The sequence below is a fragment of the Candidatus Nitrosopumilus sp. bin_6a genome, from assembly GCF_054095695.1.
Window position 1 is genome coordinate 83,313 of sequence record NZ_JBSWSR010000008.1, and the last position, 14,250, is coordinate 97,562.

Annotated in this window: 18 protein-coding genes; 11 read left to right on the forward strand and 7 right to left on the reverse strand. The window is 33.8% G+C overall.

From position 1 onward, the window contains the following. Positions 1-40: 40 nt before the first annotated feature. Complete coding sequence (locus ACW9XA_RS08995; protein ID WP_457763994.1) at positions 41-457, forward strand: DUF371 domain-containing protein; 417 nt, start codon at positions 41-43, stop codon at positions 455-457. A 200-nt stretch (positions 458-657) separates the two neighbouring features. Here ACW9XA_RS08995 and ACW9XA_RS09000 read toward each other — a convergent pair whose 3' ends face one another. Continuing rightward, entirely contained in the window at positions 658-1,908 is a 1,251-nt protein-coding gene (locus ACW9XA_RS09000) for a PQQ-dependent sugar dehydrogenase (RefSeq protein WP_457763995.1), read from the reverse strand. A 123-nt stretch (positions 1,909-2,031) separates the two neighbouring features. Here ACW9XA_RS09000 and ACW9XA_RS09005 point away from each other — a divergent pair, with 123 nt between their 5' ends. Continuing rightward, positions 2,032-2,373, forward strand: a complete 342-nt coding sequence (locus ACW9XA_RS09005) for a hypothetical protein (protein WP_457763996.1) — start codon at positions 2,032-2,034, stop codon at positions 2,371-2,373. Between the two features lie 35 nt (positions 2,374-2,408). Here ACW9XA_RS09005 and ACW9XA_RS09010 read toward each other — a convergent pair whose 3' ends face one another. The 6 genes from ACW9XA_RS09010 to bioA all read right to left on the reverse strand — a co-directional run bounded on the left by ACW9XA_RS09010 (position 2,409) and on the right by bioA (position 8,666). Then, the gene (locus ACW9XA_RS09010; RefSeq protein ID WP_457763997.1) at positions 2,409-3,059 is read right to left on the reverse strand and encodes a Snf7 family protein; all 651 of its coding nucleotides are present in this window, start codon (positions 3,057-3,059) and stop codon (positions 2,409-2,411) included. A gap of 91 nt (positions 3,060-3,150) precedes the next feature. After that, positions 3,151-4,260 (reverse strand): redoxin domain-containing protein, encoded by a 1,110-nt coding sequence (locus tag ACW9XA_RS09015; RefSeq protein ID WP_457763998.1) that lies wholly within the window; start codon positions 4,258-4,260, stop codon positions 3,151-3,153. 4 nt (positions 4,261-4,264) lie between these two features. Continuing rightward, complete coding sequence (locus ACW9XA_RS09020) at positions 4,265-4,996, reverse strand: cytochrome c biogenesis CcdA family protein (protein WP_457763999.1); 732 nt, start codon at positions 4,994-4,996, stop codon at positions 4,265-4,267. Between the two features lie 186 nt (positions 4,997-5,182). After that, positions 5,183-6,325, reverse strand: a complete 1,143-nt coding sequence (locus ACW9XA_RS09025) for an aminotransferase class I/II-fold pyridoxal phosphate-dependent enzyme (protein WP_457764000.1) — start codon at positions 6,323-6,325, stop codon at positions 5,183-5,185. Continuing rightward, positions 6,300-7,277 (reverse strand): biotin synthase BioB, encoded by a 978-nt coding sequence (gene bioB / locus ACW9XA_RS09030; RefSeq protein WP_457764001.1) that lies wholly within the window; start codon positions 7,275-7,277, stop codon positions 6,300-6,302. Before bioB ends, ACW9XA_RS09025 begins: the two co-directional genes overlap by 26 nt. Before the next feature lie 72 nt (positions 7,278-7,349). Next, a complete protein-coding gene (gene bioA / locus ACW9XA_RS09035; protein ID WP_457764002.1) occupies positions 7,350-8,666 on the reverse strand; it encodes an adenosylmethionine--8-amino-7-oxononanoate transaminase in 1,317 nt (438 codons plus the stop codon). 102 nt (positions 8,667-8,768) lie between these two features. Between bioA and ACW9XA_RS09040 the strand changes: the two genes are divergently transcribed. The 9 genes from ACW9XA_RS09040 (at position 8,769) to ACW9XA_RS09080 (ending at position 14,140) form a co-directional block, all read left to right on the forward strand. Then, complete coding sequence (locus ACW9XA_RS09040; protein WP_457764003.1) at positions 8,769-9,899, forward strand: tyrosine-type recombinase/integrase; 1,131 nt, start codon at positions 8,769-8,771, stop codon at positions 9,897-9,899. A 550-nt stretch (positions 9,900-10,449) separates the two neighbouring features. Beyond that, positions 10,450-12,090, forward strand: coding sequence for a hypothetical protein (locus ACW9XA_RS09045; protein WP_457764004.1), 1,641 nt, complete (start codon positions 10,450-10,452; stop codon positions 12,088-12,090). A 240-nt stretch (positions 12,091-12,330) separates the two neighbouring features. Then, entirely contained in the window at positions 12,331-12,471 is a 141-nt protein-coding gene (locus tag ACW9XA_RS09050; protein ID WP_457764005.1) for a hypothetical protein, read from the forward strand. Positions 12,472-12,573: 102 nt separating this feature from the next. Next, on the forward strand, positions 12,574-12,783 hold the full coding sequence (locus ACW9XA_RS09055) for a hypothetical protein (RefSeq protein ID WP_457764006.1): 210 nt from the start codon (positions 12,574-12,576) through the stop codon (positions 12,781-12,783). Positions 12,784-12,785: 2 nt separating this feature from the next. Continuing rightward, positions 12,786-13,217: a hypothetical protein gene (locus ACW9XA_RS09060; protein WP_457764007.1), complete on the forward strand. Its 432-nt coding sequence runs from the start codon at positions 12,786-12,788 to the stop codon at positions 13,215-13,217. Further along, entirely contained in the window at positions 13,214-13,501 is a 288-nt protein-coding gene (locus ACW9XA_RS09065) for a hypothetical protein (RefSeq protein WP_457764008.1), read from the forward strand. Before ACW9XA_RS09060 ends, ACW9XA_RS09065 begins: the two co-directional genes overlap by 4 nt. After that, a complete protein-coding gene (locus tag ACW9XA_RS09070) occupies positions 13,498-13,662 on the forward strand; it encodes a hypothetical protein (RefSeq protein ID WP_457764009.1) in 165 nt (54 codons plus the stop codon). Before ACW9XA_RS09065 ends, ACW9XA_RS09070 begins: the two co-directional genes overlap by 4 nt. A gap of 39 nt (positions 13,663-13,701) precedes the next feature. Then, positions 13,702-13,920 (forward strand): hypothetical protein, encoded by a 219-nt coding sequence (locus ACW9XA_RS09075; protein WP_457764010.1) that lies wholly within the window; start codon positions 13,702-13,704, stop codon positions 13,918-13,920. A gap of 1 nt (position 13,921) precedes the next feature. Continuing rightward, the gene (locus ACW9XA_RS09080) at positions 13,922-14,140 is read left to right on the forward strand and encodes a hypothetical protein (RefSeq protein WP_457764011.1); all 219 of its coding nucleotides are present in this window, start codon (positions 13,922-13,924) and stop codon (positions 14,138-14,140) included. Positions 14,141-14,250 lie beyond the last annotated feature (110 nt).

Genomic DNA, 14,250 nt, shown 5'->3' on the forward strand with positions numbered 1-14,250 from the left:
AAATCAAACCTTAATTTGAAACTGAATTTCTTACGGATTTATGAAATTTGAAATTGAATTTTCTGGACATGAAAACATTCGTTCTAATCATCAAAAAACTATAGAAATCACAAAAGACTCTCATTTGACTCCTAGAGGTGATTGTATAATTGGTGTAAATGCAAAGTCTAGCTGTGCGGATTTACCTGAAGAATTGAAAAATAAACTCAAAAACCCTGAATCTAAAGTAATTTTTTCAATCAAAGTAGGTAATGATGACTTTGTTGTTGAAGGAAAAGGACACCCTGATCTTATTTTAACTCATACTGAAGACATTGTTATTAGAAAAAGTGATTTTATTTGTCCAAGAACGCTTGCTATAGAATGTGACAAGGCATCAGACCTGTTACCTCGTAATATGGTGACTCAATTACAAGATCCAAAAACTATTGGCATTTTTACCATTATTATCGAATAACACTGTCACAATTTTATAGGTAATTCAACTTGATAATGACATGGGTCGCAAAACCAATTTTTTTCTACTAGTTCCATTGGCAACATTTGCTGCAATTATTCTTGGTTTTGGTATGTATATGACGATCTGTAAAAATTCCAATATTCCAATTAATTGTTAAAAATAGATTTCCTTTAAAGTAATTTTTAAACTACTGATCACTATTTTTTATTCTTCAATTTTGTGTATATGAAAAAACCAATTAGTATGGAAAATAAACTCAATCCTGCATATACATAAATTTCTTCAACATATGCTCTAGTCTCTTGAAAATCTATTGTACTTGATTCATCTAATGTATTATTTTTAGATGTATCATTATAATCTAAAGGAACAATTCTTAGAATTTTATCGTCTCCTACTTTGGGAATTCCTCTACCGTCTTGATTGCTAGTAAGAATATACAAAAACCCATCTGGACCTGTCTGAACATCTCTTAATCTTCCAAATTCATCTTGAAACAATTTTTCATGTGATATTACTATATTATTTTCTAAATCAAAATCAATCATATGAAGATGGTTTCCACGTAATGTTGCAACAAAATATTTTCCTTCCCATTGTGGAATTTTATCCCCATAGTAGAATTCAGAACCTGATGGTGCCCATGTATCTTCTCCGGAATGTAGAATTGGACTTTGAAGATGTTCTTTTTTTTCATCTCCAATAACGTCTGGCCATCCATAATTTTTGCCTGGAATTATTTGATTTACTTCATCATGAGCAACTCCTCTCCAACCTAATGGTCCATGTTCTGTAGCAATCAGATTTCCTGAATCATCCCAATCGATTCCTTGAGGATTTCTATGTCCTATAGAATAGATTGGAGAATTTTTCCATGGGTTGTCATTGGGAATTGTTCCATCTGAATTAATCCTTAAAATTTTTCCTCCAAGTGAATTCAAATCTTGTGATAAATCTGGATTGCCTGCTTCTCCGGTTGTAACGTAAAGTTTTCCATCAGGACCAAACTGAATTCTTCCTCCATCATGAAAAGGACCACCGGGTATTCCATCCATCAATATTTTGTCCTCAATCAGTATTCCATCTGAGTATTGATAACGAACAAGTTTGTTTGTTGTTGTTAAAAATTCACTATAAGTGTAATACAAGTAAATGTAATTATTTTCAGAATATTTTGGGTCAACTGTGACTCCTAACATTCCTCCTTCTATTCCTCCCACATTTAATGACAGAATAGGTTGTTCTAACAATATGCCATGTTGAATAATTCTAAGATTCCCATTTCTTTCTGTAAATAATATGGTTCCATCAGGTAACCAATCTATACTCCAAGGAATTGTTAAATTATCATATACAACCTCAACTTTTACTCCTAATTCAGGATATTCTTGTCCAAATGCAACAGGAATTAGGGATAGCAACATTAAACTCAATACAATTTCTTTCATTGTTTTAATGGCTGTTATTTTACATTAAATGTTTGTGACATTACAAACATGACGAAAAATGATCATGTTTTGTTAATTCTCCTTTAGCGGGATTCTCTTAAAGTATGGTATGGATGGATCATTATGGCAAAACCTACTATTGAATTATCTGTATCTAAAACACCCACAGATATTGAATTAAAAAAATTAAAAGAATATTTCAAGGAAATGCCTATGGAAGAAATTCTTACCGGTCTGAAATTTGCAAAAAACAGATGGTCTGCAAAAGATGCAGGTACACTAAAGGTTGGAAGAAAAAGCATTATTCAAAAAGAAGTACATTCAGTTACTACTGAGCAAGCTCAGTGGAGATTAAAAAATTGGAAAATGATGATTGCAAATTATCGTAGACGTGGATATAGCTATCCTACAATATCTAGAATCAAAAAAATTTTGATTCAAAAAAGTAAAAAGAAATCAAAGTGATTGTTTTCTTTTATTTTTATTTACAGAATGACATTCTAGATGAAGATATCTGTCTTTTTCTCAACAATTTGACGTTTGAGTGAATCTGGAACATCTGGGATTGAAGATTTTGTTTGTCCTGCAATGACACTGTGTGCTTCTTCTAGAATTGCTAATGTGTCTGCATTTGTTTCTGGAGCCATACTCATACTATCTCCAATACCTACTGAGGATCCAGACATTACATCCCCGAGAATTTGTGACAAATCTTGCATTGATGCATTTGCTTCTGGCATAATTCCACTCAATGATGGACTTAACCCCTTAATGATTGACATGCATGGACTGAGTGTAACTACTACGTCTCCTAATTCTGAAACTGTGTCTAGTCTAAGTTTAACTTGTTCCATGGATAGTTTTGCTCCACTAACCATGTTCTTCATTTTTCTAACTTGAGTTAATTCTCCTGCATATGCTTGTGCATAGCTTGGCTTGTTATTTCTTTGTGCATTAACAATTTTTTCAAAAATTACGTCATGTTTTTTCTGTAATTTTTCATTAATTACTTCTAATTTTGAAATCTGAAATTGTAATTTTTTTTGCGCTAGATCAATCTTATTTTTTAATGGTTCGTCAGGCCTTACTTTTCCCATTACTTTCTGAGATATGCTTATGCCGTCAGTTTTGTTCCAAGAGTTACTAATCATACTTTAATCCAAAATATAGTTGAATTTTTTCTTTTAAAGAGATTTGTAACCCTAGATGGTGTAACTGGAGTTACAGCATGGTATAGTTACACTATCCAAAGGTAAACGTGAATATCTGGAAATCTTTCCCTTTAACATTAATCTCTAACAAATGAGATGTACTAGAATTACTAGATATGATGTTGTACAAACCTGCATCTGTCACTTTGATAAAATTATCTTTCATGATGTCATTTCCTGAATATTCTTTAGGTAGCGGAATACCGTCTAGAAATATTTCCAATTCTGCATTATTTTCAGTTACTATGTTCACTTCTTTTGCATTGTATAACAATTTGATAGATCCTACATCTGATGCTAATTTCATACCGTCTTCATAATTCTTCCATAATCCTACAGGATAGAATTTGTGTAATTCTGTGTTGTCTGGTTCAGAATATGAAACAGTTTTCCCTGGTTGAAATCCTTCTTCACTTCCTAGTTGATTTCTGTTTTGTGCAAATTTATATCCAAAATACAATTCTGGTGTTCTGAATATAGAGTGTTGAAATTCTTCAATGTCTACAAGGGATGATTTTGATTTTAGATCAATCCCTGTTGCCATAGCTCTTTCTTCTAGTAATTGCTGAATAACTTTCTCTGTCTCTTGATATCTGCCTTCTCCAATGTGGTCATATCTTAGAAATCCTTCATGGTCTGCGATATATTTTCTTGGCCAATATTTATTTTCAAAAGCTTTCCAAGTTTTCATATCATTATCCATTACAACAGGATAAGTAATTCCATATTTTTCAATTGCCATTTTTACATTTTCAGGATCTTTTTCAAATTCAAATTCAGGTGAATGTATTCCTATAATTAACAATCCTTGATCAGAATATTTGTCATTCCATGCAGTAATGTATGGCAATGTTCTGATACAGTTGATGCAACTGTATGTCCAAATGTCATACAAGACAACTTTTCCTTTCATTTCTTTGTTTAACTCATCTTGTCTAATGTTTAGATAATTTGCAATTCCGACTAATTCTGGAGCCTTTTTGAATTTAGACTTGTCAATACTAGAAAGAGAGTTAATGCCCTCGAAGACTGTAGATGACTCTACTTTTTGATCAAATGATGAAAAAATCATTCCTACCATGACTAATCCTGCAGCAATTATTAACCCAAAAATCAAACCTGTCTTAATTTCTGAATTCATAGTATCATCCTAGTAGCACCAATTTGTTAAGAAGTGGAAAATTTGCAATATAAGCAAGTTGATTTGTAAATACTAGAATTCCCAAAATGATGATAAATGAGCCTAATATCACGTTGTAATATTTCAAATGTCTAGACATTGAACGAATGATTCCTGTTGCTCTTGAGAAGAAAATACCTATTACGATAAATGGAATTCCTAGTCCTAAAGAATATGCAAGTAGTAAACTAAATGAAATAGATGGTGTCGTTGCAGCCAAAGTGAGAATTGTTCCTAGAATTGGACCTACACATGGAGTCCATCCTGCAGCAAATGATAAACCAAAAACAAATGACATTGGATAACTAGACTTTGAATTTTTTGGAAAGAATTTTTTCTCTATGTTCAATGAATTAATTTTTGTAGAAAGTAGCAAAAATATACCAAACGCTACAATGATAATTCCCCCTATCGTGTTAAGACTTTCAATAAATTCTCCTGCAGTGATTGAAAGAACACTGTTGATAATTACTCCTAATATTGAGAATACGATTGAAAAACCTAAAACAAAAAATATTGTATTTAGAATAATGTTCACTCTGTTAATGTGTAGAACCGTACCGTTTTTGGAACTTAATTCTGTTAAAGTAGTTCCTGATATGTATGCAAGAAATGCTGGGATCATAGGTAAGATACATGGCGCAACAAAAGAACCAAGGCCTGCAAGTACTGCCACTAGTATGGTAATCTCAGTCATATCTCCCCTTTACAATTTTTCTTTTAAAGGATTATTCCACATCTTGATTCAATCCATTTTTAACTAGGGTGTCCTTATTTTTAACATGAATAAGCGATTCATTATTGTTGGAATTGTTTTGGGCATCATAGTTGCATTTGCAGTAATAATAGGTTCACCTGCAATTGGTGGCTTTGATGCTATGCGTTAATCATAAAATTTTAGATGCCCCTTTTCAAAAATACTCAATGCTTTCTCAATATCTGCACTTGATAACCATGCAGTCACTGATACTCTTAGCCTAGCTTTGTTCTTTGGGACTGTTGGGTATCTAATTGGCTGTGCATGGACTCCATTATCGAACAAAAATTTGCCAAATTCCATGGCTTTTTTTTCATTTCCTATTATAATGGGAATTATTTGAGAGTGAGAGTTTATTTCATATCCAATTTCTTTAAGGCCTTTTGTGAGTTGTTTTGTATTTTTTTCGAGTATTTTCTTTTGTTTTTCTCTGTTGGATTGAAATTTCTTGAGCGAATATTCTATCAAAAAGGAAGGCAATGCTGATGTGTAGATGAAAGATTTTGATTTGTTTATGCACAAATCAACGACGTTTCTTTGAGATGCGATGTATCCTCCAAATGATCCTAACCCTTTGCTTAAACTGCTTATGTACAAATCAATTTGTTTTGCAATTTTGAAATATTCAGGAGTCCCTTTACCATCTTTACCTATCACAAAATCCCCATGTGCATCATCTACTATTGTTATTGCTTTTGATTTTTCTGCAATCTCTGTAATTTGTTTTAATGATGACAAATCGCCATCCATACTGAAAATACCTTCAGTTATTACAAACTTGTTTTTTCCTTTCTCTTTCATTTTTTTGTTCAAATCTTCCATGTCGTTATGTTTGTAGATTGAAACTTTTGCATCTGATAATTTGCATGACTCTATTATACTTGCATGGTTTAACTCATCGCTTAGAATCAAATCTCCTTTTTTCACAATAGTTGAAATTGCTCCAAGATTTGCCATATACCCTGTAGGATAGATTAAACTACTTTCTTGTGATTTGTGTTTTGCAAGTACTTCTTCCATCTTTTTATAAGAATCATCATTTCCTGAAATTAATCTTGAACTTGATTGTAATTGATTGATTTGAATTTTCGTTGTTGGAATCCCCAAGTAATCGTTTGAAGATAGGTTAATCAATTGTTTATTATTGATAGTTATTTTGGAACCTTTGGAAATTCCATATTTCATTTTTCTGTAAAGATTATTTTTTTTAAGAATTTCTAATTCTGAATCAACAAAGTTCAGTTTATGCTTTAAGGCCAATTCGCTCAATCATTTTAAGGTCTTTTTCAGCCTCATTTCCATTCATGGTGAGATACCCTGCTGTAATGATTCCATTTGCTCCACTTTGAAGTAATTCTTCGCCAGAATCATCCAGATTTGTTTCACGACCTCCAGAAATTTTGATCACTGATTCAGGTAATAGAAATCTGATCACAGAAAACATTCTGACGATTTCAGAATTTGGTAAGTCAACTTGCAATTCTAATGGCGTTCCTGGAACTGGAACTAAGATGTTGATGGTAACTTCTTCCGGATATAGTCTAGCTAGCTCTAATGCTAACTCTAGTCTTTGCTCTCGTGTTTCTCCAAGACCAATTATTCCGCCAGTACATAATTCTAATCCTGCTTCTCTGGCAATTCTTATCGTCTTTAATCTATCTTCATATGTGTGCGTAGTACAAATTTCAGAAAACTTTGATTTTGCAGTTTCTAAATTATGGTTGTATCTTTTTACTCTGAGTTCTTTTAGTTTTTTTGCTTGTTCTAGTGTCAGGAATCCTAAACTGCACTCTACACTAATTCCTACCTTGTTGTTAATCTCTGCAATGATTTTACACACTTTTTGAAAGTTTGTAGGAGATGGTTCTCTCCATGCCGCAACCAGGCAATATGATTCTGCACCTTCATCTTTAGCTTTTTGTGCTTTGATAACAACTTCTTCTGGAGTTGGTAATTGATATGACTCTATTCCTGTATCAAAAAATGCAGATTGTCCACAAAATGTACAGTCTTCACTACATGCATTTTTTTTAATGTTGTTTAATTGCTCAACGTCCACTTTATCTCCGTTAAAATCTCGAGTAATCTCATTTGCGCATTTTGCTAAATCTTTTAGATTTTCTTCTGGAATATCTAATAATTTTTTAGCATCTTCTGATGATATGTGGTTTCCAGAAAATACCTTTTCTTGGCACTCTTTGATAAATTCCAGAGTATTCATTATTTTGATTACTATTATTCCATTTATAACAATAATGGAATGGTTAACCTTGGTTGATGTGGGGGTTAACAGTCAAACTACCTTTGATTTTGCGGATTTTATTGTCAGTATTGTTCTTTTCAGGAGTAAATTCAATTCTGATTCAGTTATTGCTAATGGGGGAACAATCATGACTATGTTTCCTAACGTTCTAAGATAGATTCCGTTCTTTTTTCCTTCTTCAAAGAATATTTTATTGATTGATTGTTTAGGAGATATGGGTATTTTTTTTGATTTGTCTTTGACTATTTCAATTCCCATGAGCATACCTTTGTGTCTAATGTCTCCTACAATGTCTATTTCTAAAATTTCACTGTAGAATTTTTTAAAAGTTTTAGATGTTTTTTGAATTTTTTTGATTAAATTATTTTTCTTGTACATTTTGAGATTTTGATTTGCTACTGCGGCTGCAATTGGATTTCCTGTATATGTATGACCATGAAAGAGATGTTTCCAATCATTAAATTCTCCTAAAAATGAATTGTATATTTTTTTATTTGCTAGTGTTGCAGCCATTGTCAAATATCCGCCTGTCAGCATTTTTCCATATGCTACAATGTCTGGAATACTTTTTTGTTCTTCGTACTGTAGCATTGATCCTAATCTTCCAAATCCTGTTGCAATTTCATCCAGAACAAACAACACATCATATTTTTTACATATTTGACTAATTTTTTTCTGAAATCCTTTAGGATAAATTACAACTCCCCCTGCAACCTGTGCACCACTCTCCATCACAAACGCTGCAATGTTGTCTTTTTTTGAAAATCTTTTCTCAATCTTATCCAAACAAAAATTTTGGTAATCATTTATGGTTAATCCCTTTGGCATACGATATTTGTTAGGAACTGGGAATTGTATTGTTGTAAATAACTGTTTTTTAAATTTACCAAAAAATTCTGGAACATATCCTACAGACATTGCCCCAAAAGTATCCCCATGGTATCCATTTTCTAATGTGGCGATTTCTGTTTTCTTTTTATTTCCAATATTTTTCCAATACTGTAATGCCATTTTGATTGCAATTTCCATTGCAGATGAGCCGTTGTCTGAATAAAACACCTTGTGCATACCTGGTGATGTTTTTACAAGACTGCCTGCTAGTTTTTCTGCAGGCTCTGTTGTCAGATTAAATTGTGATGAATGCTGGAGTTTTTTACTTTGATCTGATATCGCTTTGATTAGTTGTGGATTTGAATGTCCCCATACGTTACACCACATTGATGCAACGGCATCTATCATCTTATTCCCATCGGAGTCTATTAGCCATATTCCTTTACCGTTAGTAATTTTATCAAAAGACTCCCATTCTTTCATCTGAGTGTTTGGATGCCAAACGGAACTTTTCAATAGATTTGGCATTGTTTTAAGTTCTTAATAATTAACCGATTACTTTATTCAAAATCTTATACTTTCCCGTTTCTTATTAACGAAAAACCATGAAAAAGTAACATGAGTTACCTAGATACAAGAATAACAAGAGAACAGTTCATCAACACACGAGGTGCAGAAAAAACACAACTCGGTACACAATCTTCACTTAATCTCTTTGATAGATTCTGTGAAGCATCATACAAAGAAGACGGAGATGTAGTAGTAAGAAATCTTGAATCTGCTATCAAAAAAGATGGAAATTATGATAGATTGTTCATGATTTGTAATAATTTTGTAATATGGTTACTAGAAGATCATCCTGAAATCATAGTTAAACGAAATCACTACACTACAACAGTCAAAAAACATAATCCTTCATCAATCAAGAAAACAATTCATGTGTTAAGACAATATTTTGAAGAATTTGGCCACCTAGAGTTCTCTGAAAGAAAGTTTAGACGAATGGTAAGACTACCAAAGAAGATAGATGAAGACCCAGAACCATTTACCAAAGCAGAGATAAGACAATTTGTAGACAATGCAATGCCAAAAAGAAAAGCACTCTACATGACTCTAAAGGATTCTGGATTACGAATTGGTGAGGCCGTTCAGTTACGTAAAAGAGACATAGACATCACTACAAATCCCGTTACTCTTACAATCCCTGCAACATACACAAAAACAAAGAAGGGTAGGATTTCATTCGTTACACGAGAAACTAAACCATTCCTTGAGAGAATAATGAGTGAACTTGATGATGATGACCGAGTTTTTGGTGTAAACGATAGCAAACGAAGATCCGTAGTCAATGAAGAAGTATGTTGGATTCGAGTACGTGACAAACTAGGATTCACTGACAGATACGAATCTAATGGTAGACACAAGAAGAATATGCACTCACTAAGGGCTTACTGTGCAACTCAATTAGCAGAGGTATATGGCGAAGAATTTGCACATGGTTTCATTGGTCACAAGGGATACCTCAAACAATACATCAGAAACAAAGACAAGCTTGCAGAGAAATACCTACGAGCAGAGAATAGTTTGATGATTTATGAATCCGTTGAGGTTGTAGAGCAGACAGACAAGGTAGAACAATTAGAATTGCAGAACCTAAAGATGCAAAAAGCAATCCAGGAACTACAAAATCTTCACAAGTTAAAGGAACAAACAGAATCAGAAATCAAGAAATTAGAATTAATGAGATGACACTATCATAGAACAATTGCCTCACTAGGGTCACCATCCTCACTTTAGGTATGATTTTGGTGAGGATAATAATTCTCTAAAAAATTCTAATAGATTTTTAAGCAAAAATGTTTGTCCTTATATTATGTTAAGGAGAATGAATATGTTGATGAGTATTAGTTTCACCAATTCGACCAGAAGTCGAAATAAAATTAGTTCCACATGTCGACATCAAGTCGAGAAATTATTAGTTCCCTATGTCGGGGTAACCGCGAGACATTATTAGTTCCCCCTAGTTCCAATGTAGGGAAGTTCTATTAGCGCCAGAATGGCGCAAAATATTAGTTCCAATTACCTACCAGAAGTAGGGAGATTATTAGTTCCATGTTGAATATATGGTCTAGAATAATTTGTTTTTAGAAAATTAGTTCTCTTAAGATATTTTCCGTACGATACTGTATGGACATTGATAACTATACCAAAGAGGAAATCAAATCTTTAATTTTTGAAAAAAGGAGATTACTTGTCAACCTCAAAGAAAGAATCACAAAACTAGTGGAGACATCTAAAATTGGATAGAAGTCATTATTGCTTTAATTGTGAGCAAACTCGTGAACCTGAAGAATTAGACATTTGCAACGATTTAGGCCACGATATTGATGTAGAGGACTCCTACACCCCACCAAATCATGATTCAGAATTAAGGGAATCCACCGATGATAAGACCAAACTACTAGAATTTGCAGAAAAGAACATCAAACAGGTATTTGTCTCCAGCACAGATTCATCTCAATTCTATGGGATAGTAGAGGTAGACGGCCACAAAGAATCAATCAATCTCAATTCAGATAGTGCCATTTCGTGGCTAAAGGTGAGATATTATGAGACATGTGAGAAATTTCATGGCCATGAGATGTATGAGAATGTAATATCTCTGATCAGAGACAAATCTAGTTTTTCTAAAGATATAGAGCCAACACCAATCAGCAAAAGAATTTTCAGTGATAACAAATCAATCTACATCGACTTAGCTAGTCCTGATTGGAATCTTGTAAAAATTACAGAGAATGAAACAAGTATTGTTCCACATGGAAATGACACTCCAATATTTGCAAGAAGTAAATCACAAAGCAGAATACCTGAACCAAATTTTGAGTATACAGGAAATCCACTAGATGAGTTTACAAAATTAGTTAGAATGGATAACGAATCAATATTCAAAGAACATCTCATTTGTGAGTTCTTAGCTCATGTACCAACACCAATTGTTGTAATCATTGGCCAGGAAGATTCTGCAAAGAGTGACAGAAGTGCACTAATCAAAATGTTAGTTGATCCTAGTGGAACTGAATTAGATGAACAGTTAGGACAGTTTGGACGAAACGATGATGACCTTAACGTTAGATTTGCAAATAACTACATGGCAGTCTTTGACAATCTATCTGACATTACAGGGGAACAATCCGATTCATTATGCAAAGCTGTTACCGGTGCAAGTTATTCTAAGAGACAAAACTATTCTGATGCAGACGAAATTGTCTTAAAGTTTCAGAGAAAGATTGTACTCAATGGTATATCTGTAAATATTGAACACAGTGATTTAGCTAGACGTTCAATACATTACTTTACAGAAAGAATACCAACAGATGAAAAACTAACACGTTCACAAGTGATGGATAGATTCAAAGAGATACTTCCAGACCTATACGGTCAGATATTCTTTGTACTATCTGAGGCCATACAATATTTTGACATTGTGATAGAAGATACCAAAACAATTCCTGGAATGGCAGAGTTTGCAGTATGGGGAGAATGTATCAGTAGAGCACTAGGACATGATGAGGGTGTATTTCTCAAGAACTATTCTGCAAAGTTGGAGCACAATTCAGACCTACTAAATGAGAACAATTGCATAATTTCCTTCCTAGAAGACACCTTTGAAGGCCAAAATGCGACAGAAATGACATATCAGAACGGTAAATGGTTCAATCTACTCGAATCATATGCCGTAAGTGAAGGGATTGACAAGAAATCAAGAAACTATCCCAAGAGTTCAGCACAGCTAAAGTCATGGATTAATCGGTCTAAACCATTACTTCATCAACATCACTGGGAAATAAAATTTGAAAAGAATACCTCGCATAAGGAATTTACAAGAAATGCAACTCTGATGAAAGTCAGAAAAATAATTCAACAGGAGAGTTTGAGTTGAGCAGTCTATGTAAAGGTCTGTGTGATAGAGAACCATCTCAACAAATCAAAGGATATGACAATGGACAAAAGTATTGTCGTAAATGTGAAAAATATATTACGATAGAATGTGCACGTTGTTATTGTTGTAAAAACTTAACAAGGTTACGACCTAGATACAATAGAACAAGCGAATCAAAAGCGAGGTTGTTTAAGAAATGAAATTACCGTTTCTTATATTCCATATTTGGGTAGACCGTACATGACAGAACGGATGGTAGAAATTCCAGTACACAAAGATGTACGGGAAAAACTCAAAACAAAAAAAGGAATTGAATCGTACTCATCATTTTTAGAAAAAGTTGCAGACGGTCAATTAATTAGAGTAGGTGGAACACTATAAAGAAATTCAAGCATACAAATTCAGAATTGGCAGAGCTAAATTCAAAACAGAACTCAATCGTGTTAAAGAACCAAAGATTGTAGATGAGGGAGACGAACAATAATGGTACAGGATAACGACCCAAACACAACACAAGGATTTCTAGAAAGTCCAGGTGATGCCGATGAGGATATTACTGGATTCTATGTCTCTAGACTTGGGGGAGTACTACGTCAAATCAACCTCGATGCAAGTACATACACTACAATTAATGCAAAAAATCTAAGCGATAAGCGTACAGCAATCCAAAACGCATTGAATGGAATATCTTAGAATTGCCAGATAACACAATAATATGTCAAAAGTGTGGCCACTACGAGGTATCTGGTGAAATTCCAGATCCTGATGACTGGGAGTGCTCACTATGTAGCCCAAGAAAAGATGGTGTGATTAGGCCACTACTATCAGTGACAGTATGTGGCAAGTGTCAACAGACCTACGACTCTAAGCTAGATTGTCCAAATTGTGGTCCAGAAACTCACACTAGAACATACAGAATGGGAAAGATTGGAGAGTATCCAGAGTCTTCTATACAAGAACATGCAAAGGATGCAGTAGAACAAGGTGAGACTATCTTACGAAACAGAGTACGAGATGCAATTGAAGAAAAAGCAAGACGTGAGAAAAACATTGAAGCATTACTAGTTGAGCAAAACAACCTTCTCAAAAAACTAACACAGACAAAGAGGGCGGTAAGACAGAGATGAATCTTCAAGACATATTCTCAAATGAAACTCTACAAGCAACATTAGAGAATCTAAACTGGATTAGACATGATGAACAAGGGATAGCACACGAATTTACAAAGATACCTAAAGAGAATCCATTGTTATCTATGATACTAACTGCACTACCATTCAACATTGGAACACTAGGGGATTACTCTTACAAACATGAAGGCAACTTTATCAAAAGAAACAGTCCGTTAATTGTTCCAAAATCTAGAAAGAATACAAAGTTCACACTAGTAAAAGGAGTAAGGCCAGTTTGACATACATACCAAGTATAATCAACTGTCCATCATGTTCATGTTTTCATGGACCAAAAGAGTGCAACATTCCAAATGTAATGATGTGTACTACTTGTAACAGTATATTCCACAAAGACAGAACAATTCTAAAACCTGGAAAGGAAGTTGATGGCCTAGTATGAATTCATGGCATCTATGGAATGTAGAAGACCCAATCTGTAATGGTTGCAAAGAGGGATATCATAATGAACACAAGAAGGAAATTTGGTGGGTTGATGAAGAAGGAGAATCAGAAATTAAAACTTGTAGATGTAAGGAGTGCCATAATGCCGTATGACGAGATATACTATCAGAGGATGGATGAACCTGATATTGTTAAAGAAATCAGCATTGCAATAAAACGAGCAATAGACCGTATGGGTAAGAGGAGTTGTGCGTAAAATGGCTGAAAAATGGAAAGAATTGGACATTGATGGTAGGCGATTAAACAGAATTATCCGATTACTTGAGACCTTGATCAAGAAGGAAGAGGATATCGATAAGGTCGTTAAACTATCAAATTCACTATGCTATGTTACAGGAAAGAAGCTAGAGCTGGCCTACAAGATGTTAAAACTAGAGGAGATATTCAGAAAGGTAAAGGCCAAACAAAATTGCTAATGGTAATTGTAAAATCTAAAGAGAATTGACGTATTGACGTAGTTTCTCAGTCTTTTCTTCAACTGATAATGGCAGTAACTCTTGCATCATCTGTTTCATTTCCAGTTTCT